Here is a 21,019-nt window from a genome sequence, read left to right as displayed (position 1 = left end):
TCAGTTTCAAGCATTTCAGAAGGAATTGCAACTAATGTCCGTTAAGATAGGAAGAAAATACAAAAGAGCAGAGATATGTCTTGTTTGTGAATTTGCGAGCAACTGACTTGAAATGACATACCTAACAGGGTATATTAGGTGACAGATAGAAACTCAAGGAGGAATCATCAGATGAAAACGATCATCGTAGGTGGCGTCGCAGGTGGCGCTACGGCAGCAGCACGACTGCGGCGGATTGACGAAACGGCAGAAATCATTTTGCTTGAACGGGGAAAAGAGATTTCGTTCGCGAACTGTGGACTGCCTTACTACATCGGAGACGTTATCAAGGATCGCAATAAATTACTCGTCCAAACGCCCGAAGGCATGCACGCACGGTTTAATTTAGATGTCCGTAATTTGTCGGAAGCGATTCGGATTAACCGTGAAGCGAAGACGGTCACGATCCGCAACGTCGAAACGGGTGAAGAATACGATGAATCGTACGACCATCTGATTCTTTCTCCAGGCGCAAAACCGATTCGTCCAAACATTCCAGGACTTGAAGAAGCAACGAACGTCTTTACATTACGGAACATTCCAGATACAGACCGGATGCGGGAATACGTTGATACGACGCGTCCAGAGCGAGCAGTCGTCATCGGTGGAGGATTCATCGGTCTTGAAATGGCAGAAAACCTCGTCGAACGTGGGGCGCACGTCACCCTCGTCGAGATGGCGGATCAAGTCATGGCTCCGGTCGACCCAGAAATGGCAGCAATCGTTCATGAACATCTTCGTGCGAAAGGCGTCGAGTTGATTCTAGAAGATGGCGTCGCTCGTTTTGAAGAGGCAGGTCGCCGCATCGTCCTGACAAGTGGACGCGTGATCGAAACCGAGATGAACATCCTATCGATTGGTGTTGCACCGGAGAGCACGCTCGCAGCAGATGCTGGTTTAACGCTTGGCATCAAACAGACGATTCAAGTCGACGATCAACTGCGGACATCCGATCCATCAATCTTTGCGATTGGCGACGCGATTGAAGTCAAAGATTATATCACGAAGGAAGCGACACACGTCCCGCTCGCATGGCCAGCAAACCGTCAAGGACGCCTCGTTGCTGACATCATCGCTGGACGCGACGTCCGTTACAGCGGCACGCTCGGAACAGCGGTCGCAAAAGTCTTCGACTTGACGGTCGCTTCGACTGGTAACAACGAAAAACGGTTACGCCAGCTCGGTCTACGTTATGAAGCGGTTCATCTCCATCCGGGATCGCATGCGGGGTATTACCCAGGAGCGAGTCCGATTTCGATGAAGCTGTTGTTTGATCCGATCGAAGGAACGATTTACGGCGCACAGGCAATCGGTATGACAGGTGTTGAGAAACGGATCGATGTCCTCGCGACAGCGATCAAAGGTGGATTGACAGTGCTTGATTTACCAGATCTTGAACTATCATATGCACCGCCATATAGTTCAGCAAAAGATCCAGTCAACATGGCAGGTTATATTGCGTCGAACATCGTGCTTGGTGACAGTAAGAACGTTCATTGGCACGAAATCGATGAAATTGTCGCAAATGGCGGTTTGTTACTCGATGTCCGTGAACCATCGGAAAACGAGTTAGGTTCGATTCCCGGATCGGTCAATATCTCGTTACCAACGTTACGTGAGAAGTTGGATGATCTGCCGAAAAATCAAACGATCTATGTGACGTGCCAAGTCGGATTACGTGGATATGTCGCGAGTCAACTATTGCAACAACACGGTTATGATGTGAAAAACTTAAGCGGCGGCTACAAAACATGGTCGGTCGTGCATCGCGATCAAGAAGCGCGAAGCCAGGCGAAGGAGGAGACAGCTGTGACGGTAACGAAACGTGAGCCAACAACGAAGACTGCACCGGAACAAGTGACGCTGCTCGATACGTGCGGCTTACAGTGCCCAGGTCCAATCTTAGAGCTGAAAACAAAAATCGATCAGATGACGGACGGCGAGCAAATTTTCGTCAAGGCGTCAGACCCAGGATTCTTGCCAGACGTTCAAGCATGGGCGAAAAAACTAGGTCACACGGTCCATTCAGCGGAGATGAATCAGGGAGTCGTTGAGGTCATGCTTGAAAAAGGGCAAGGAGAGACATCGGCTACAACTCCGATTCAAGTCAATCCAGCGGATGATGCGACGATGGTCGTTTTCAGTGGTGATCTCGATAAAGCACTTGCGTCTTTCGTCATCGCGCAAGGTGCACAAGCGATGGGGAAACAAGTGACGATGTTCTTTACGTTCTGGGGCTTGAACATCATTCGAAAACCAGGCGCACCGGCAGTCGAAAAAGCAGGCATTGAACGGATGATGGGCATGATGATGCCAAAGCATGCTGGGGAGTTACCGCTCTCGAACATGAACATGGCAGGAGCCGGTCAAAAAATGATGAAAAAAGTCATGAAGGACAAACAAGTCGATGCGCTAGAGACGATGATGGCAAAAGCACAAGCAGCGGGTGTCCGCATGATCGCTTGTACGATGTCGATGGACATCATGGGCATCAAGAAAGAGGAATTACTGGATGATATCGATTACGGTGGTGTCGCGAGTTACCTTGGTGCAACGGATGGTGCTAACCTGAACTTGTTCATCTAATTCAAAAATGCTTGATAAAAACGTGTTAAACCTGACATCTGATGTGAGGTTTAACACGTTTTTTGTAGTCTGCGGTATAGATGAGTTTGATTTTTCAAAAAAAATTGCGTATGATAATTCACATGTGAAAAAAGTTTACATCTAAAAAGAGAAACTATGTGGTGGAAGTGGAGGGAATCGGATGGAGAAGCAGGTAATGGATGTAGTCAGTAGAATCAGTGACATGTTATGGACAAACGTACTGATCATCTTACTCGTCGGATTAGGCATTTATTTTACATTCCGGATGCGGTTCGTTCAATTCCGGATGATACCGGAAATGTTACGCTTACTGTTCCAAGGAACGGATAAAGGGAAAGATGGCGTGTCGCCATTCCAAGCATTTGCGATCAGTACGGCAGCACGTGTCGGTACTGGTAATATCGCAGGTGTCGCGACAGCGATCGCACTCGGTGGACCAGGAGCGGTCTTCTGGATGTGGTTGATTGCTTTGATCGGATCGGCATCGGCATTCGTCGAGAGTACACTCGCTCAAATTTATAAGGTACGTGATGATAAGGCGTGGCGTGGGGGCCCTGCCTATTATATGGAGAAAGCACTCGGTCAACGTTGGTTAGGGATCTTATTCAGTATCTTGATTACGATCTCATTCGGATTTGTTTTCAATTCCGTTCAATCGAATACGATCTCGCTTTCACTTCAAAATCAATATGGTTTTGATAAGACCTGGATTACGGTCGGACTGGTCGTGCTGACGGCACTCGTCATCTTTGGTGGCGTCCGTAGCATCGCAACTGTCGCGTCGTTCCTCGTACCAATCATGGCAGGTGGTTACATCCTGATCGCGCTCTACATCATGGCGACGAATCTTGAAGTACTGCCAAGTATTTTTAAATTGATCTTCCAAGAAGGTCTATTCGAATTCAAGACGCTCGCAGGTGGTGCAGTAGGGGCAGCGCTCTTGAACGGGATTCGCCGTGGATTGTTCTCGAACGAAGCCGGTATGGGTTCAGCGCCGAACGCAGCGGCAACAGCGGAAGTCTCTCACCCGGTCAAGCAAGGATTGATTCAATCGTTTGCGGTCTTCGTTGATACGTTGATGGTCTGTTCGGCGACAGCGATGATCGTTCTCGTCAGTGGAGTGGCAACAAAAGATGCTAGTGGTCAACCGGTAGCTGGGATCGACTTAGCACAAGGTGCGCTCGCATCACAAGTGGGATCACTCGCGACAGGATTCATGGTCGTCGCGATTTTCCTCTTTGCTTTTAGTTCTGTCGTCGGAAACTACTACTACGGGGAATCGAATATCAACTTCATCCGTGAAAATAAACAAGTCTTGATGGCGTATCGTGTACTCGTTCTCGTCATGATCGTCTTCGGTTCACTCGTTGAATCGGCGAACCTCGTGTGGGCGTTAGCAGATATCTTCATGGGACTGATGGCGATCGTTAACTTGTATGCGATCTTCCGTCTCTCGAAAATCGCGAAACTGGCGCTCGAAGATTATGTCGGGCAACGAAAAGCTGGAAAAGAGCCACGATTCTATGCGGACTCGATTCCGAACTTGCCAGGGAAAGATACGCTTGAAGCATGGCAAGAATCAGAAAAAGACGAAAAAGCGATCTAAGAAATGGAGTCAGAGAAATCTGGCTCTTTTTTTGTATAGAACGAATTTAAAAAGGGAATACAGAGTACAGAAGGGAGGGGGAGAATGGAAAACGTACATTTCGTCCGCGTCACGGATGCGGTCTGGGAGTCGTTCGGAAACGATCCCCACATCATCATGGACTGGATTTTATTCATTCATGAGACACAACCCGATCATGAACAATTGTTCGCCCTCGAACAGACGAACGCCATCTATCATTTGATGAATCAAATCGATATCTATATTGATCAAGACACACATTACAACCTGGGACGAGCGATCGTTGGCGAAGAGTTGATCGTTAATGAGGAGAAAGCGGCGATTGTCGGTATTCTTCCCTTGCCACTCCTCATCATCTCGGCTGAGGTGATGAGGAATTTTGATCAACGGGCACTCGCTTCGATTCATGATGAAGCCGGAACACCGGGCGAATTCGAGGATATCTGGGAACAGTTCGCCGATTTGCGTGCCTATTTTCAAAAGGCAGAAGAAGCGGAAGATACGATTTTAATTTATTATGTCTGATCAGCTCAAATCATAAAAAAAGAGACCCGCTTCCAAGTCATAGACTGGAAACGGGTCTCTCGTCGTTCAGATGAATCAAGAGGCTGACTCAAAAAGAATGACGCGTCTTTCACGCCCTTTCCTCAGGCGAGACACAAGCCAATTTTCCTGCTGATTCAAGCAGGAAAAGGGGTCTTGCTTGTCTCTGACAGCGCAAAGATGCGTTTTTTCCTGTAGGAGTTGCGTGAAACGCGTCATTCTTTTGTTACGAGATAGGGTGGCAGATCATCGTTCTGCCACCCTTCTCTTTGTGGAAACGGACTTTTGAGTCAGCCTCATCTTTTACGTGAATCGTCAGATTAAAAATCGATTTCGTCTGGATCTGGTCCGAGGCGGACATCCGTTGCGATACGATCAATTTTCTCCAGATCATCGGCATCGAGTTGGAAATCAAAGACGTCGAAGTTTTCCGCAATGCGTGCTGGTGTAACGGATTTCGGAAGAGCGACGATGCCGTTGTCGAGATGCCAACGTAAGACGACTTGTGAGGGTGTCTTGCCGTGTTTCTCTGCGATTTCCTTGAAATCGTTGATTTCGAGGAATTTCCCTTGCATGAGTGGGCTCCATGCTTCGACTTGGATGTTGTGATCTTGCAAGTATTCATGCAGTTCGTGTTGCGGTAATTGTGGATGCAACTCGACTTGGTTGATCATTGGTGCCATCAAGCCCTCTTCTGCCAATGTATCGAGGTGATGTTCTTTGAAGTTCGAGACACCGATCGCTTTGATCTTGCCTGCTTCATACAGTTCAACCATTGCTTTCCACGCTTCGATATAGCCTTCGACCGGCCAGTGGATGAGATAAAGGTCAAGATAATCTGTTTCGAGACGTTCGAGCGATTCTGCGAATGCTTCCTTTGTCCGACCGGCACGAATATCATCGTTCCAGACTTTTGACGTTAAGAAGAGATCCTCACGTTTCACGCCGCTTTCCTTGATTCCTTTTGCGACACCGCGCTCGTTTTTATAGACAGCAGCCGTATCGATATGACGATAGCCGACACGTAGTGCTTCAGCGACAGCAGCTGGTGCTTCTGTTTCTTCGTCTACTTGCCAGACACCGAATCCGATTTGGGGAATCGTAATACCGTTTGAAAGTTTTGCGTATTGCATGTGTTACTCCTCCTCATAAAACGTAGTTTAGATTTGCTCGTTTAGTTTAGCATGAACGAACGAAGACGTCCGTTTCCATGCTCATGGAGGAATAAAATACGGTAAAATAGAAAAGAACCATGAGATTTAATCGTGTGGTAAAAGAGGGGGAGAAAAGATGGCTCAAAAGAATAAAAAGTTATCCAAATGTACTTGGCTTAGTATTGGCGCCTTGTTAGTAACGCAGGCAGTGGGTCTATTTCTTAGTGCGCGAAAATCAGGACGTAATCCATGGGTTTGGGGAGGCGCTGGACTTGTTCAATTCCCGCTTCCGGCAATTGCTTACTTCATCTTAGAACGACAAGCGAAGCAGAAAAAATAATAAAACAGGTCCAATCGTCGACGCGATTGGACCTGTTTTATGGTTACGAAGAAATTTTTTCTTGCTTCGTCGCTGTCTTCTTCATGCGTGGCAAGCCGAAGAAAATGGCGATTGATCCACAGACGAAGAGGAGGAATGGATAGAACAGATACGGAATCAGTTCAGGAGAAGCCGTTTTCGTCAATTCTGCTGCAATCAATAGTTGTGCTCCATACGGAATGATGCCTTGAATCCCACAAGAGAAAATATCAAGAATACTCGCTGATTTCTTGCGATCGACTTCATACGTATCGGCGATTTCAGCTGCCAGTGGTCCAGCGACGAGAATCGAGATCGTATTGTTTGCTGTCGCAAGATTCGTTGCACTGACGAGTGCCGCCATACTGAATTCGGCACCGCGACGCTGTGAAATCTTGCGTGTCAGCGTCTCTTTCAAGTAAGCAATTCCACCGTTGAACGTGATCAAGCTGACGAGACCACCCATGAGGAGCGTCAAAATGGAGATTTCCGCCATGCCCATCATTCCTTCAGACATCGAGAGAACGAAGCCACTCAAGCCGAAGCTACCATCAATCATACCGATGATGCCGGTGAGTAACGTACCACCGATGAGGACAAGGATGACATTGACGCCAAATAGTGCAAGGACGATGACAGCGAGATATGGAATCAACTTATAGAATTCAAAGGCTTTTGCTTCGACGACGTCACCAGAACCAGACACGAATGCGAGCAGGATGACCGTCAAAATAGCAGCCGGTAGAACGATCATGAAGTTCGTTCGGAATTTATCACGCATGTTCGTTTTTTGTGTCCGGACGGCAGCAATCGTCGTATCCGAGATGAACGACAAGTTATCGCCGAACATCGATCCACCAACGACAGCAGCCGCTGCGATCGCAACGTTGATGCCTGTCGCTTCATGAATACCGAAGGCGATCGGCGCGAGTGCAGCAATCGTTCCAGTCGATGTTCCCATTGCCATCGAGATGAAGGCAGCGATGATGAACAGACCACTCATCAGGAGTGACGGAGGAAGGAACGTCAAAGCAGCATTGACGGTTGCATCGATGGCACCGATTGCTTCTGCCGTTCCAGAGAACGTACCGGCTAATAAGAAGATGAAGACCATGATCATGATATCGGGATTTCCGGCACCCGTTGCGATTCGTTCAACCGTTTGATTAATGGATCCTTTCGTCGTGATTGCAGCAAAAATCAAAGCGATCAATGCGGCGATAAGGATCGGGAATTTGTAAAAGTCGTCATAGAAGATCCCGGCTCCGATGAAGAGGACCAGGAATACGACGAGGGGAAGCAGTGCCCATTTGTTAGGCGTGATCGTTTCATTCATTGTTGACACCTCGTTTCTCAAAGATACAAAAAAAGACCCCTTCGCAAGAAAGAAGGAGGTCTTTATGAAATAAAGACGCTCTTCTTATCTCTCAAGCTTTCGCTTGCTGGATTTGGCACAGTACGAATCAAATCGTCCGCTGCCGAAACATCATTGGGCCAGTCCCTCCGTTTCTCGCGATAAAAAGAAGTCATTCAATTGTTGTAAAACACGTTTCTTACCGTACCGCATTGAGTAACGCGTGTCAACTGTACTTTACTGAAGTGCTTGTTTCAATGTTTGGACGTTTTCTTCCATCAACTTGAAGTATGAGCTATTTTGTTGCGCTTTCGTGACCGACTCTAGATTATGGATCGTCACGGATTCAGCTCCGATTTCTTTTTGGATGACACGTGCAACCTTCGGTGAGACCGTCTCTTCGAACGCGACGTATTTCAAATCATGCATCCGTGCTTCTTTTACTAAAGCGGCCAGTTGCTTTTGTGACGGTTCATCTGACGGCGAGATACCCGCAATCGGTAGTTGCGTGAAACCATATCGTTCTGCGAGGTAACCGTATGCGGCATGTGTGACGAGAAGTTCTTTTTTCGATCCGTCAGCGACCGCTTGTTTAAATTGTTCGTCCAATGCATCAGCTTGCTGATCGAACGCTTTTAAGTTTTTCTCGAATGTTGCTTTGTCTTTTGGTACTTCTTTTGATAAGGCAGTTGTAATCGAGCGTGCCATTGCTTTTGCGTTGACAGGATCGAGCCAGACGTGTGGATCGTATTTTCCGTGTTCATGACCTTCTTCTTCATGCGCATGTTCATCCGTTGCATGATCATCATGCTTTTCTTCTTCGTGAGCGTGTTCGTCTTCACTATGCCCTTCTTCTTCATGTGCATGGAGTGTAGCATCCGATTCCAGTAAGTTGACGTCCTTACTCGTCTCGACGAAGCGGACATCCGTGCCTTTTAGGCTCTCCTGGATTTTTTTCGAATACGGCTCGAGTGTCGTACCTGTCAAAAGGAACAAGTCTCCCTTAGCAATCTCAGTGAGTTGTTTTGACGTTGGTTCGTAAGAGTGAGGATCGGCTCCAGGTGGGACGATCATCTTGACGTCGACTTGATCACCACCGATTTCGCGGGCAATAGCAGCCGTCGCGAACGTCGATGTATAGACTTCTGTCTGGGTTTTATCTGAAGTCGATGAATCGGTATTCGAACCGCAAGCGGCGAGGATACTTGCACTTGCGAAGGCGACCGTTAAAGCAGGAATGATTTTTTTCATTATATGATACCTCCATTATTAAAACGTAACTATTCCGATTTGGACTTTCTCACTATAGCGGAACGCTGGTGAAGCGTCAAGTAGGAATACCGAGACGTTCGACATCTTTTAAAACGGGGTAGAAGGATAATAAAGTGAAGAAACTGGCACGTCTTTTTGGAGGTGATCAAGTGAAACGTGAAACTGCATGGCTAATGGGGGGAGCTGCATTATTGACGACAGCAGCAGCGGGAGCGAGCATCTGGAACAATTACGGTGCATTACTTCGGTGGACCGAACCCGCCTTGCCACTCACAGAAAAACAACTTGCACCGCGGACACTCATCTATAAACAGGTGGGGGACCGCACCTTACAGCTCGATCTCTATTATCCGCTGGGGGAAGGACCATTTCCAATTGCCATCTACGCACACGGTGGTGCATTCGTTCGTGGAGAACGGGACGATATGTTCTGCTTTAGTCCAATCGTCGACCGCCTACTTGAACTCGGAGTTGCCGTCTGTAGCATCGATTATCGTTTGTTCGAAGAGGGCAGTTATTTTCCGGATAACCTCGAGGATGTACGGGATGCGTTATGTTTTTTGAACAAGGAAGCAGAGGACCTTCGTATCTTAAGAGGACGGATGATGGTATGGGGAGACTCTGCCGGAGCCGCACTCATGTTGACAACGGCACTTGCCCCAACTGCTTTTGTCGGAGAGCGTGATGAACGCCACATGCCATTGATCAGTGGTGTCATCGCTTTATATCCGCCGACGAATTTTTTATTGTTTAATTTCATTCAGACTTGGATCGCCCACATTAAGTTCTATAAGGGTGGACGGGAAGAATGGCGCAAGCTGATGACACACGTCTCACCGGTCACACACCTATCTTCGGATGCCCCACCGATCATGCTCTTGCATGGCAAAAAAGATCCAATCGTTCCCTTTTCGCAAGCACTCCATTTCGTCGAAAAAGGAGCCGATGTCGGAGCTGATGTCCGTTTATTTTCTTTTCCGAACGGTACCCATTCGCTTGCCAGTTTTGCTCAGACGGAAAATCCATTGAAGATCGAGCGATTGCTCGAACGAATTGAACGTTTCACCTGTCAGGTGCTACTGTTGCCACCGCGACAACTTCCGAATGGAAAACATGATACAATCAGTCATATTTCTTAAATGAGGGAGACAGAGACATGACTGAAATTTGTTTAGTGCGGCATGGTCAGACGGATTGGAACTTAAACGAACGGATTCAAGGAAGAGAAGATATACCGTTGAATGCAACAGGAAGAAGACAAGCGGAACTCAGCGCCGCTTATCTAGCGAATGGAAAATGGGATATCTTATTAGCAAGTCCGTTGTCCCGTGCTGTTGAGACAGCGGAAATCATCGGGCGTGCTGTTGGTTTGACGATTACGGCGACAGACGAGCGACTTGTCGAACGCGAATTCGGTGCCGCCTCTGGTGAACCGGTCGCAGCGATTTACGAGGCCGTTCAAGCGAACGATACGACACTTGTGCCAGGTCTCGAAACGGAACAAGACATCCAGGATCGCGTGTTCGAGGCGCTACAGGAAGTGACACGCATGCATGCGGGCAAACGGATCTTGATCGTCTGTCACTCGCATACGATTAAGGCAGCTTTATCATCGATTGATGCAACGTTCAGTTACCGGACACCTTTGAAAAATGCGTGTGCGAATTATGTCCAATATACGGATCACTATACGATTGATCGAATCAACGTAGCGGATCACATCACGGACGAGGTCGAAAAACCTTAAGAGACTGGCGCTTTCGGGTGTTCTGCTAGATACTGCTTGAACGTTTCCTTTGCAATGCTCGTAATATGCGCGCCGCGCTTCGAACGACGATCCTTATATTCTTGGACGAGTTCTTCGCCAGCGAATCCATCTTCGACGACTTCGCGTAGGATTGATTCAGATAAATCATTCTTCATCATGACCATCTTACCCGTGAAGACATACGAGACGTGTTCGCTTAAGGCAGTCCGTTCAAGGGGCGTGACGATCATCGCGGCAGGATCATTATCAGGTCGTGAGATCGTGATTTCAATCAAAGCACGTAAATGTTTTGTGAACAATTCATCGACGATCGGCTGATCCATCGGAGGAACGACGATTTCTGCAACCCACTGTGCCGTCTGTTCGGTACTGACCGTCAATCCGTCCTGAATGGCGACGGGAATCGTCGTATCACGTCCTGATTCGTCCATTAAAATGCGTAACGTGCATAACTTAAAGGTTTTCATGAAAAAATGCCCTCCCTTGATCGATTACGATTTTCCTACAGTATACCGTGAGGAATGGGGGACGGGAAACTTTTCCTGACGAAATTCGTATGAACTATGTTTAAATAAGACTAGATACTACTAAACAGGAGGATCGTTCATTATGCCGCAAGTACTCATTGGAATATTAGGAATCCTGGGTATCGTTCTACTTGCCCACCATATCATCATGTATTGGCATGCTGAACCGACAGACCGCCCGACGCTTGCATATCGCATTGCGCTCCTGATTGCCTGTTTGCTACTCATTAGTGGAAGTGATCATTTAATCAGTATTTTCTACGCGGATTCCTTAGCTGAATTCGGTCAACGCATCACGTATATCGTCTTCATCGGAGGTGCACTCGGCTTCGCGTGGTACTTTCGTAAGAAGATGGAACAAGCGCCAACAGAAATGACACCTGTCGGAAACGAAGCAGGATTAACATGAGAAAAAGCGCCGTTCTTCCTGAGGAGGAACGGCGCTTTTTGGTGTCTTATTTTAAACCACTCGCCAGGCGGGTATCCCGAATCATGTCGAGTTTGAGCTTCCAGAGACGATCGCTGAATGTGACAGCATAAATCTCTGGCAAACGCAGCCGTTTGTACTCTTCCCAGAGACGACCGATCTGTGTTTCGTGGAAGTGGCGACTTTCTTCAATCGTTGGGACCGTATAGACCAGTTCTCCATCTTTGAAAATTGGTTCAAGTAACCGCTCGACCTTGAACTGTTCGATGCGATTTCGGAACGATGGGTCCCGGACGTCGATGAGGTCGACAGCTTCAAGTGTCGACGGATCTTCGTCCATCAACGTCACGTAGTCCCCTTTGAACTTATCCGTCACCGGATCGATGATGCGATAGACTTCCTTGATGTGAGGCGTCGTCGTCTTGGCTTTTGACGAGGATACTTTAATGACGGGTGCGAGCTCGCCATCTACTTCACGCGCGACTAGTTTATAGACCATCCCAAGAGCCGGTTGTTCGTAGGCCGTGATGCCACGTGTTCCGACGAGGAACGTATTGGCTTGGGCACCTTGGATGCGCAAGTCTTGGATAACGTATTCATCGAGGTCACCCGATAAAACGATATCGACTTCCGGGAATCCGGCTTCGTCAAGCATGTTGCGGGCACGTTTTGACAAGTAGGATAAGTCACCGGAATCGATTCGGATGCCGCGTAGTTTATGTCCTTTAGCTTGGAGTTCTTTCGCAACCGTGATCGCATTCGGAAGACCACTCTTGAGCGTATCGTACGTATCGACGAGTAATGTCGCCTGATCCGGATAATGAGAAGCGAATGTCCGAAATGCCGTCAATTCGTCATCGTGGAATTGAATGTCGGCGTGCTCCATCGTTCCACCACACGGGATACCGAAGTCGCGTCCTGCTGAAGCAAGGCTTGTGACGTCAAAACCAGCCAGGTATGAAGCACGCGTTCCGAAGTAAGCGGCATCGATTCCTTGCGCGCGACGAGCACCAGCTTCGAGGAACTTCGCACGGGGAGCCGATTGACGAATACGTGCGTATTTCGTCGCGATGAGCGATTCGTGGTTCGCAATGTTCAGAATCGCAGTCTGTAAGAGTTTTGCTTCAAAGATTCGTGCTTCGATCCGAATCAGTGGTTCGTTCGGGAAGACGATTTCGCCTTCTTTGACACTTGAGATTGAGCCATTGAACTTGAACTGACGCAGTTCATCCTTGAACTCATCCGGGAAGCCGATCATCTCTTGCAAGTACGTGATATCTTCTTCCGTGAAACGGAGTGTTTGAATATACTCGATGATATTTTCGAGACCCGCAAAGACGACATAGCCTCCTGCGAACGGATTCGAACGGTAGTAAACATCAAAAACGGCGCGTTCATTATGACGTCCTTCTTTCCAATAGATATACATCCACCGTGGTAAGTACAGATCGGTATGGAGTGCAAGATTACGTTGTAACATGACGGACAGATCCCTTCTTATTCGCCGACGACTTCTGCGCCGATCGATTGTTTAAAGTGTGTAAGCGCCCAGTCGTGACCCGTCGCGTTAAAGCTTGCGACCGCATCAGCATGGACGACGATACGATACCCGAGATTGTAGGCATCGACAGCTGTATGAAGGACACAAATGTCCGTACAGACACCGACGAGGTGGACTTCGCGGATACCGCGTTCACGAAAGCGTAAATCGAGGTCCGTCCCGGCAAACGCACTATAACGCGTCTTGTCGATGACGTGATCGGCGACCCGGGCCATGTCTGCGACTTTTCCAAACAAATCGCGTCCGTGTGTTCCGCGGATATTGTGTGGCGGGAAGAGGACGGTTTCCGGGTGGAACGTATCGCCTTCTTCGTGAATATCGTTGGCGATGACGACGTAATCTTCCGTTGAAAACTCCTCCATCAACGTAGCAATTCGATCTTCAATCGCTTGTCCTGGTTTTCCACAAGTCAGCTTTCCTTCGTCAGCAACGAAATCGATCGTGTAATCAATGACAATCAGAGCGCGCATATGCGTAAGCCCCTTTCCGATTTTGAATTAGTGTTCTCTTTCACATTGTACTCTATCTCACACAGAAGGCAAAAGGAAGAAATCGGATACAAACAGGTATAGAGAAGTAAAAGAATGGGGTATAAGGTATAGGACGAAAATGATAGTAGAGGAGGAGAAAGGGATGGCTAGGTTGAATGAGTATGAAGTGGAAGAGCGTCTTGAGCGGTTGCAGGATTGGAGTGTCGTGGATGATGAAATCGTCCGGACCTATACACTTGCATCGTTTCCTGCAGCACTGGATTTCGTACAGGAAGTCGGGAGTATCGCTGAAAACTTGAATCATCATCCACGGATCGTGATCGACTATAAAAACGTTACACTTGCGGCGACGACTCATGATGAAAACGGATTGACGGAAAAAGACTTTCAACTTGCGGAGGCCTGTGATGCCATCTAAACTTTCGATTACATTCGGTAGCGGTTCGTTTGTTGAACAAATTCGTTCCCGTGATGCGCATATTCGTGTCGCTAGCGGAAGCGGTGATGCCATCCTCTGGATGGAGACGGACTCGAAATCACCTTTTCAAAGTGGCAATACCTACACGTTGCTCGAATCACGTGGCAATTTTTCGGATGAAGGCAGTCTCTTCTACTGGTCGATTCCGGCAGATCAAAATAGCGGGGATCTATTCGTACATCAAGTGATGTCGAATCCGAAAGTTGTCGGAGCAGAATATGGCGGCTTCCAGGCCTTTCGGATTGGACGTGTCGAGAAGGGAACGGATCTTGCCTTATTGATTCAGTTCCATGAGACAGGGGACGGGGCTCGTTATGCAAAATCAGTTGAACGTCTCACAGTAGACCAGTATGCTGAAGAGGCAGGGAAGTCGTTCGCGCCTTCTCCCGTCATGAAACGGTATCAAATCGTACCACCAACAAATGAGTGAGATGCAGGGGGACTAACAGATGAAGAAGAACTATTTTGTCGTAGCAACACTTGGTGGCGCACTCGTCGGCGCTACTTTATCACTACTGCATAAAGATACGCGTCAAGCGCAGTTCGCAGCAGTGAAACGGACATTCAGCGGTGCAGGAACACAATTGTCTGCTGTCAAACAAGATCCAAAAGGACGTTTTGAAGAATTAAAAGCACTCTATACGGACAATCAGGAAACGATCCATAACCTGATTGATGATGTGAAGGACTTGGCAGAAGTTCTTCGCAAATAAGCTAAAAAAGGGACTCGCGCTAAAAGCGTGAGTCCCTTTTTTATGCCGGTTTACAAGTAGCGGAAGAATAATCCGAGTACAGCAAACGCGATGATGATGTAGAAGAATACACGGCCGAGTTGACCAGAACCGCTGACGAAGACAGGACCACCGCTCGTACGACGACCGGTTTGGAACGGACGTGTGAATGGAACGGCACGATTACCGAAGACGAATCCGAAGAGGAATCCGAGGACGAAACCGTACAAGTGACCAAAAACAGCGACGTTCGATCCAAGCAACGTAAAGACTGCCGTGACCGCAGTGAAAATATACACAAGACGTGTATCGTCTGCCATGATGACCGTCCGCTTGAAGCGACTCAAGTAGACATAAAAACCAAGCAAACCAAGAATTGCACCAGATGCTCCAGCTTGCCCATAAAACGGTTCATTGATTTTCGTGAAGTACGTCAAGATGTTCGCAAGCGTACCAACGAGCAAATAAAAGGCAGCAAATCGACCATGACCGATCATCCGCTCAAGCGGTGGAGCGAAGATGACGAGAGCAAACGTATTGAACGCAATGTGCCAAAAATCGTAATGCAAGAACGTTGCTGTGACGACACGCCACCATTCACCTTGTTCGATTAAGAGATTGATGGATGCCCCTGCATTTAGAGGAGAGAATGTCAGATTAAGGAGTGGGCCCAACTGTTCGATGACAAACAGGGCGACTTGGATTAAAATGAACAACGAAACGACCGGATAAGAACGTGTGAACGTTTGTAGGTTTTCCGTTCGACTAAACATGACAACACCTCGCTTCATCTTCATTCTATATGAAGATGGCGAAGAATAGTACTGTGGAGGCGCCTTGGATGATTTATGGAATTGGAATCGATTTAGTGGAACTGGATCGAATCGAGCAAACGCTTGAGCGCCAGCCACGTTTTGTAGGAAGAATCTTGACGCAGGCAGAGCAGGAACGATTTCAATCGCTCTCGGGACACCGTCGTATCGAGTATCTCGCTGGACGTTTCGCCGCAAAGGAAGCGTTCGTCAAAGCATTCGGAACCGGCGTCGGAAAAGAAGTCTCTTGGCAAGACGTTGAAATCTTAAACGATGAGACGGGGCGACCGATCATGAGTGGACCATTCGATGGCGTCATCCACGTCTCGATCACACATTCAGAACATTATGCATCTGCGCAAGTCTTATTAGAGAAGAGGGAATGGGATGTACCGACCAACTTGGATTGAAATCGATCGGGAAGCGATCGCACATAATATACGCGAAATCAAAACACGGATGGGCGAACAACAGGTGATGGCGGTCGTCAAGGCGGACGGCTATGGTCACGGGGCAGTGACAGTCGCTGAGATCGCTCTTGAGAACGGAGCCGACTTACTCGCTGTCGCACTCCTCGAGGAGGCGATCGAGTTACGAGAAGCGGGGATCCAAGCACCAATCCTGATGCTTGAAGCCTTACTACCAGAACATGCACCAGTCGCTTCGAATTATGATGTCGCCGTGCCTGTCTTTTCAGCCGATTGGCTTCAGGAAGCGAAACGTCATTTGACGGAAATCGATCATCTCCGCTTGCATATCAAGATCGATACGGGAATGGGACGACTCGGACTGCAACACGTCGATGAGTTGAAGCGAATTCTTGCTGAATGTGATGATGATCTCGTCGAGCTAGAAGGCATCTATACGCATTTTGCGACTGCTGACGAGCTGAGTAGTCAGTTATTCGAACGCCAGCTCGAAACGTTTTTATCGTATGTCGCACTAGTACCGGATATCCGTTACGTCCACTGTGCCAATTCGGCGGCTGCGATTCGCTTAGCAGGTCAAGCGCCGTTTAACGTCGTTCGAGTCGGTATCGCGTTATACGGTGCAATGCCGTCCGACGAGATGGCAGGACATTACGAATTCTTAAAACCGGCGTTTTCACTGAAAAGTCGTCTGATGCAAGTCAAACAAGTCGAACCGGGTCAAACGATCAGTTACGGAGCGACCTATACCGCGCCGACGGATGAATGGATCGGTACCGTTCCGATCGGTTACGCGGATGGTTGGTCACGCAAGTTCCAAGGTTATTCGTTGATCGTAGACGGTCTGCCGTGCGAAATCGTCGGTCGTGTCTGCATGGATCGGCTCATGATTCGTTTACCGCGGGAATATCCGATCGGAACGGAAGTCATCTTGATTGGAGAAGGGGCACCAATCGAGGAAGCGGCACATTGGCTCGGGACGATCAACTATGAAGTTCTCTGTCAATTCTCGAAGCGTGTTCCGCGTCAATGATTCGTACAAGACATCAATAAGATGGCAAAAATATGTTATTTGTTTGAATTTTGATTGTATTTTCTGAATTCGACTGATATATTGAAGTAGAAAGTGAGTCGTTCGTTAAGGTTTCAGTGAATCTGGAGGTGCCATTATCTTGGTCCAACAACGGGAAATGCAGTTTGTTGAGCGAAATGTAGCGAAGGAGACGATTGGGATGAAGTCGAACCATACGACCGAAGAACGCAAGCGTCAGCTACGTGAGGAATTGAAGCGTGGTTACGAAGAAATGGCAGCAATCAATTTATCGATCGTTGGCGAAATGTTCCAGATTGAAACGGAGGCGGAGTTCTCACTCCTACGTCAAGTAAGCGGGGTGTAAGCTTTGATAGTCAAACGTGGCGACGTGTTTTATGCAAATTTGTCACCTGTGGTCGGATCGGAACAAGGGGGAGTTCGTCCCGTGCTTGTTCTACAAAATGATATTGGTAACCGATTCAGCCCGACAGTCATCGTGGCTGCGATCACGGCACAGATCGACAAAGCCAAACTACCGACCCATGTGGAAGTATATCGAGAGCGACACGGATTAGAACGTGATTCGGTCATCTTACTTGAGCAAATCCGGACAATTGATAAACGCCGTCTAACGGATAAAGTCACACATCTAGATCCAGACACGATGATGAAAGTAAATAGTGCCGTCGCAATCAGCTTAGGCTTGGTTGATTTTTAGGCACTTACATAGAGGCGCAACACAAGAAGAGTCGATACTAGCGTATGCGACTTTTTTTGACCTCTTTTTTTATAAAATAGGTTTCAAAGTTTTCTATATGGGGAAACATACCCAAGTGACCTTTTTATAAAAGGATGAGGTAGGATAAATAGAAAGACCACATAGACAGATTTTCCTTGAGGAGGAACTTGAAGATGGATTTAACAATTAAAACAGAGCAGCTAGACGGTCAGACGCATCTTTATATCGCAGGTGAGATTGATACGTATACAGCACCAAAACTCCGCCAAGAATTAGTCCCGGCAGTTGAAACGAACGACGTCATCGTCCATTTGGATGAAGTACACTACATGGATTCAACAGGTCTCGGCGTGTTCGTCGGTGCACTCAAAGCAGCGAAAAAGAACGGTACATCGTTCACGCTCGTTGGCGTTTCTGAACGCATCCGTCGTCTATTTGAGATCACAGGTCTTTCAAGCATCATTACTATTGATAGTGGTGTACGAGGTGGAACGCAATGAACAACGAACAACTAAACATGACATTACCGGCAAAACCGGAATATGTAGCCATCGCCCGTTTGACGGTTTCAGGCGTCGCAAATCGGATGGGATATACGTATGATGACATCGAAGATATCAAGATTGCTGTCTCAGAAGCATGTGCGAACGCCGTTCAACATGCGTATGAAGGAAAAGAAGATGGTAACATCGCCTTGACATGCAACGTCTACCCTGACGATCGTCTTGAGATTGTCGTCAAAGATAACGGCATTACGTTCGATAAAGATGAGGTCAAACGCCAGAGTGAACCGATTACAGATTCACACGATCTCGACTCCTTGCATGAAGGAGGACTCGGTATCTTGATGATCGAAGCATTGATGGATCAAGTAACGATCGAGAAAGCGAACGGCGTCACTGTCCATATGACAAAATATATGAATAGAGATGAGGTGGGTCAAAGTGCCAGCAAAGTCTCAACAACGCCATCACAGTGATGATGAAGTACTTCGACTGATTGATTTGTATCAGCAGGACGACCAAGATGAGGAAGTGCATGCGGCATTACTCGAGCGTTATTCAGACTTGGTAGAAGCTTTGGCCCGGAAGTTCTCGCGTGGTCGACCGATTCATGACGATCTCGTTCAGGTCGGCATGATTGGGTTGCTCGCAGCGCTTCGCCGCTTCGATAAAGAATTCGGTCGCAGTTTTGAGTCATTTGCTGTTCCGACGATCATCGGTGAAATCAAACGTTTCATCCGCGATAAGACATGGAGCGTCCATGTTCCACGTCGCATCAAGGAACTCGGACCGAAAATCAAGAAAGCAGTGGAAGAATTGACGACGGAGTTACAACGCTCTCCGCGTATCGATGAGATTGCTGCGCGTCTTGAAGTATCGGAAGAGGAAGTCCTCGAAACACTTGAAATGGGTAAAAGCTATCAAGCATTATCCGTCGATAGTTCGATTGAGGCAGATCAGGAAGGTAGTACCGTTACGTTACTCGACCTCGTCGGGAATCAAGAAAACGGCTACGACTCCGTCGATCAACGTCTGATTCTTGAAAAGGCATTTGCTGTCTTAACGGACCGCGAGCGTTCGATTCTCGAATGTGCCTACTACCGCAATATGAGTCAAAAAGAAACGGGCGAACTACTCGGCATTTCACAAATGCACGTTTCCCGTCTTCAACGACGCGCTTTGCAGAAGTTGCGTGAAGCGATCAAAGTTGAACCAAATGAAGTATTCTCAAAAGACTGACCTCGTGTCAGTCTTTTTTCTTTTCCATGCGTTCTTCGGTATAATGAATGAGAGGTGAAGCAGATGGAAAAGAGAATCGCAAGTGAATTGAATGTACGTCCTGCACAAGTGAAGGCAGTCTTACAATTGACGGAAGAAGGCGGTACAATTCCGTTCATCGCCCGCTACCGAAAAGAACAGACAGGTGAACTCGATGAGGTCGCGATCAAAGCGATTCTCGATCGACATAAACAATTAACGCAACTTGAAAGCAGACGGAGCGACGTCCTTGAAAAGATTGAGGAACAAGGTGCACTGACTCCGGAACTTCGTCGAACACTTGAAGAAGCGACGACGTTACAGCAAGTCGAAGATATCTACTTACCATTTCGACCAAAACGTCGGACGAAGGCAGAAATCGCACGGGAATCAGGACTTGCACCGCTTGCTGACTGGTTCCGCAACAAGTCCGCTTATGATGAAGCGACATTCCAACGCTTAAGCAATGGGCTGGATCCGGAAGAAGCACTTGCTGGAGCACAATCGATCATTGCCGAGGAATGGGGCGAACAAGCGACGGTGCGTGAGTTCATTCGTAAGCAAATGCGCCGTTCAGCAGAAATCGTCACGAAACAGAAAAAGGATGCAGTTGATGAAAAAGGTGTCTTTGCACAGTATTATGCCTACAGTGAGCGGATTCAACAGATCGTTCCGCACCGGATTCTGGCGATCAACCGTGCGGAAGCATTGAAAATCGTCTCTGTGAAAGTGGTGTTAGAGGAACAACAGGTTTTACCCACATTGCTTCGTTCATACGCACAACTGGCGCCAAAGAAACGTGATATCATCGAAGCGGCGATCACGACGGGCTATAAAAAATCCGTCTTTCCTGCCATCGAACGCGAAATTCGAAATGAACTGACGGAAAAGGCAGAGCTCCAAGCGATTGACGTCTTTGGTAAGAATCTCCGCCAACTCTACATGCAGCCACCGATGAAAGGGAAAGTCATGATAGGTCTTGATCCGGCTTACCGGACAGGGTGTAAGTGGGCGGTCATTGATCCGACAGGTGAGATGAAGGAAGTCGGCGTCATCTACGTGACGATGTCAGAGCAAAAAGCGAAAGAAGCACGTCAAACCCTTTCACAGCTCGTCGATACATACGGGATCGAATTGATTGCGATCGGGAACGGAACAGCTTCACGGGAAACAGAAGCATTCGTTGCGGACTGGATGAAGGGACAAAAAGATATCGCCTTTACGATCGTCGACGAGGCAGGAGCAAGTATTTATTCCGCTTCAGAGATTGCCCGGACCGAGTTCCCAGAGCTTCAGGTCGAACAACGATC

General features: G+C 47.9%; 25 protein-coding genes and 1 riboswitch (1 of these 26 running past the window's edge). Of the genes, 18 read left to right on the top strand and 7 right to left on the bottom strand.

Going from position 1 to position 21,019, the window contains the following annotated elements; translation table 11 throughout:
• The first annotated feature begins 171 nt into the window (after positions 1 to 171).
• From P401_RS0113245 to P401_RS0113235, 3 genes are all read left to right on the top strand, one after another.
• Positions 172 to 2,625 carry a CoA-disulfide reductase gene (locus P401_RS0113245; RefSeq protein WP_029342858.1) on the top strand — a complete coding sequence of 818 codons (2,454 nt, stop codon included), beginning with the start codon at positions 172 to 174 and terminating at the stop codon, positions 2,623 to 2,625.
• 181 nt (positions 2,626 to 2,806) lie between these two features.
• On the top strand, positions 2,807 to 4,252 hold the full coding sequence (locus tag P401_RS0113240) for an alanine/glycine:cation symporter family protein (RefSeq protein ID WP_029342857.1): 1,446 nt from the start codon (positions 2,807 to 2,809) through the stop codon (positions 4,250 to 4,252).
• 84 nt (positions 4,253 to 4,336) lie between these two features.
• Positions 4,337 to 4,798: a hypothetical protein gene (locus P401_RS0113235; RefSeq protein WP_029342856.1), complete on the top strand. Its 462-nt coding sequence runs from the start codon at positions 4,337 to 4,339 to the stop codon at positions 4,796 to 4,798.
• Positions 4,799 to 5,136: 338 nt separating this feature from the next.
• On the opposite strand, the gene P401_RS0113230 is transcribed toward P401_RS0113235, so the two are convergent.
• Positions 5,137 to 5,949 (bottom strand): aldo/keto reductase, encoded by an 813-nt coding sequence (locus P401_RS0113230; protein ID WP_029342855.1) that lies wholly within the window; start codon positions 5,947 to 5,949, stop codon positions 5,137 to 5,139.
• Positions 5,950 to 6,106: 157 nt separating this feature from the next.
• Between P401_RS0113230 and P401_RS0113225 the strand changes: the two genes are divergently transcribed.
• On the top strand, positions 6,107 to 6,310 hold the full coding sequence (locus P401_RS0113225) for a hypothetical protein (RefSeq protein ID WP_029342854.1): 204 nt from the start codon (positions 6,107 to 6,109) through the stop codon (positions 6,308 to 6,310).
• 43 nt (positions 6,311 to 6,353) lie between these two features.
• Here the strand turns inward: P401_RS0113225 and P401_RS0113220 are convergent, their stop codons facing one another.
• Complete coding sequence (locus tag P401_RS0113220) at positions 6,354 to 7,664, bottom strand: Na+/H+ antiporter NhaC family protein (protein WP_029342853.1); 1,311 nt, start codon at positions 7,662 to 7,664, stop codon at positions 6,354 to 6,356.
• Positions 7,665 to 7,745: 81 nt separating this feature from the next.
• Positions 7,746 to 7,850, bottom strand: a riboswitch (SAM riboswitch).
• A gap of 69 nt (positions 7,851 to 7,919) precedes the next feature.
• Positions 7,920 to 8,933, bottom strand: coding sequence for a metal ABC transporter solute-binding protein, Zn/Mn family (locus P401_RS0113215; protein WP_029342852.1), 1,014 nt, complete (start codon positions 8,931 to 8,933; stop codon positions 7,920 to 7,922).
• Between the two features lie 170 nt (positions 8,934 to 9,103).
• Between P401_RS0113215 and P401_RS0113210 the strand changes: the two genes are divergently transcribed.
• Entirely contained in the window at positions 9,104 to 10,093 is a 990-nt protein-coding gene (locus tag P401_RS0113210) for an alpha/beta hydrolase (protein ID WP_051656363.1), read from the top strand.
• A gap of 17 nt (positions 10,094 to 10,110) precedes the next feature.
• On the top strand, positions 10,111 to 10,701 hold the full coding sequence (locus P401_RS0113205) for a histidine phosphatase family protein (RefSeq protein WP_029342850.1): 591 nt from the start codon (positions 10,111 to 10,113) through the stop codon (positions 10,699 to 10,701).
• Here the strand turns inward: P401_RS0113205 and P401_RS0113200 are convergent.
• Positions 10,698 to 11,189, bottom strand: a complete 492-nt coding sequence (locus P401_RS0113200; RefSeq protein ID WP_029342849.1) for a YwpF family protein — start codon at positions 11,187 to 11,189, stop codon at positions 10,698 to 10,700. The genes P401_RS0113205 and P401_RS0113200 overlap by 4 nt on opposite strands.
• 142 nt (positions 11,190 to 11,331) lie before the next feature.
• Here P401_RS0113200 and P401_RS0113195 point away from each other — a divergent pair, with 142 nt between their 5' ends.
• Positions 11,332 to 11,658, top strand: coding sequence for a hypothetical protein (locus P401_RS0113195; protein ID WP_029342848.1), 327 nt, complete (start codon positions 11,332 to 11,334; stop codon positions 11,656 to 11,658).
• Positions 11,659 to 11,704: 46 nt separating this feature from the next.
• Here the strand turns inward: P401_RS0113195 and P401_RS0113190 are convergent, their stop codons facing one another.
• Together P401_RS0113190 and P401_RS0113185 are read right to left on the bottom strand one after the other, a co-directional pair.
• Complete coding sequence (locus P401_RS0113190) at positions 11,705 to 13,156, bottom strand: nicotinate phosphoribosyltransferase (protein WP_029342847.1); 1,452 nt, start codon at positions 13,154 to 13,156, stop codon at positions 11,705 to 11,707.
• Between the two features lie 17 nt (positions 13,157 to 13,173).
• Positions 13,174 to 13,707 carry a cysteine hydrolase family protein gene (locus P401_RS0113185; protein WP_029342846.1) on the bottom strand — a complete coding sequence of 178 codons (534 nt, stop codon included), beginning with the start codon at positions 13,705 to 13,707 and terminating at the stop codon, positions 13,174 to 13,176.
• Positions 13,708 to 13,870: 163 nt separating this feature from the next.
• Between P401_RS0113185 and P401_RS0113180 the strand changes: the two genes are divergently transcribed.
• The 3 genes from P401_RS0113180 to P401_RS0113170 are packed head-to-tail and all read left to right on the top strand — an operon-like array spanning position 13,871 to position 14,919.
• On the top strand, positions 13,871 to 14,146 hold the full coding sequence (locus tag P401_RS0113180) for a 4a-hydroxytetrahydrobiopterin dehydratase (RefSeq protein ID WP_023469630.1): 276 nt from the start codon (positions 13,871 to 13,873) through the stop codon (positions 14,144 to 14,146).
• Positions 14,136 to 14,636 carry a hypothetical protein gene (locus P401_RS0113175; RefSeq protein WP_029342845.1) on the top strand — a complete coding sequence of 167 codons (501 nt, stop codon included), beginning with the start codon at positions 14,136 to 14,138 and terminating at the stop codon, positions 14,634 to 14,636. Before P401_RS0113180 ends, P401_RS0113175 begins: the two co-directional genes overlap by 11 nt.
• A gap of 19 nt (positions 14,637 to 14,655) precedes the next feature.
• The gene (locus tag P401_RS0113170) at positions 14,656 to 14,919 is read left to right on the top strand and encodes a hypothetical protein (RefSeq protein WP_023469628.1); all 264 of its coding nucleotides are present in this window, start codon (positions 14,656 to 14,658) and stop codon (positions 14,917 to 14,919) included.
• 50 nt (positions 14,920 to 14,969) lie between these two features.
• Here the strand turns inward: P401_RS0113170 and P401_RS0113165 are convergent, their stop codons facing one another.
• Positions 14,970 to 15,710, bottom strand: a complete 741-nt coding sequence (locus P401_RS0113165; protein WP_029342844.1) for a rhomboid family intramembrane serine protease — start codon at positions 15,708 to 15,710, stop codon at positions 14,970 to 14,972.
• 68 nt (positions 15,711 to 15,778) lie between these two features.
• On the opposite strand from P401_RS0113165, the gene acpS reads away from it, so the two are divergent.
• The 8 genes from acpS to P401_RS0113125 form a co-directional block, all read left to right on the top strand.
• Complete coding sequence (gene acpS, locus P401_RS0113160; RefSeq protein WP_029342843.1) at positions 15,779 to 16,159, top strand: holo-ACP synthase; 381 nt, start codon at positions 15,779 to 15,781, stop codon at positions 16,157 to 16,159.
• Positions 16,137 to 17,210 (top strand): alanine racemase, encoded by a 1,074-nt coding sequence (gene alr / locus P401_RS0113155; RefSeq protein ID WP_029342842.1) that lies wholly within the window; start codon positions 16,137 to 16,139, stop codon positions 17,208 to 17,210. The genes acpS and alr overlap by 23 nt, the downstream gene beginning before the upstream one ends.
• 139 nt (positions 17,211 to 17,349) lie before the next feature.
• Positions 17,350 to 17,574: a hypothetical protein gene (locus P401_RS0113150; protein WP_023469624.1), complete on the top strand. Its 225-nt coding sequence runs from the start codon at positions 17,350 to 17,352 to the stop codon at positions 17,572 to 17,574.
• Between the two features lie 3 nt (positions 17,575 to 17,577).
• Positions 17,578 to 17,928 (top strand): type II toxin-antitoxin system PemK/MazF family toxin, encoded by a 351-nt coding sequence (locus tag P401_RS0113145; RefSeq protein ID WP_023469623.1) that lies wholly within the window; start codon positions 17,578 to 17,580, stop codon positions 17,926 to 17,928.
• A 194-nt stretch (positions 17,929 to 18,122) separates the two neighbouring features.
• The gene (locus P401_RS0113140) at positions 18,123 to 18,449 is read left to right on the top strand and encodes an STAS domain-containing protein (protein ID WP_029342841.1); all 327 of its coding nucleotides are present in this window, start codon (positions 18,123 to 18,125) and stop codon (positions 18,447 to 18,449) included.
• Positions 18,446 to 18,928 (top strand): anti-sigma B factor RsbW, encoded by a 483-nt coding sequence (rsbW, locus tag P401_RS0113135; protein ID WP_029342840.1) that lies wholly within the window; start codon positions 18,446 to 18,448, stop codon positions 18,926 to 18,928. The genes P401_RS0113140 and rsbW overlap by 4 nt, the downstream gene beginning before the upstream one ends.
• The gene (sigB, locus tag P401_RS0113130; protein ID WP_023469620.1) at positions 18,894 to 19,691 is read left to right on the top strand and encodes an RNA polymerase sigma factor SigB; all 798 of its coding nucleotides are present in this window, start codon (positions 18,894 to 18,896) and stop codon (positions 19,689 to 19,691) included. Before rsbW ends, sigB begins: the two co-directional genes overlap by 35 nt.
• 63 nt (positions 19,692 to 19,754) lie before the next feature.
• Positions 19,755 to 21,019 carry the 5' portion of a Tex family protein gene (locus tag P401_RS0113125; RefSeq protein ID WP_029342839.1) on the top strand. Its footprint extends 856 nt past the window's final position, so only the first 1,265 of its 2,121 coding nucleotides appear in the window; its start codon is at positions 19,755 to 19,757; the stop codon falls past the right edge of the window.

The organism is Exiguobacterium acetylicum DSM 20416, assembly GCF_000702605.1.
Taxonomy (GTDB): domain Bacteria; phylum Bacillota; class Bacilli; order Exiguobacteriales; family Exiguobacteriaceae; genus Exiguobacterium_A; species Exiguobacterium_A acetylicum.
This window is presented reverse-complemented; position numbering and strand designations above follow the sequence as displayed.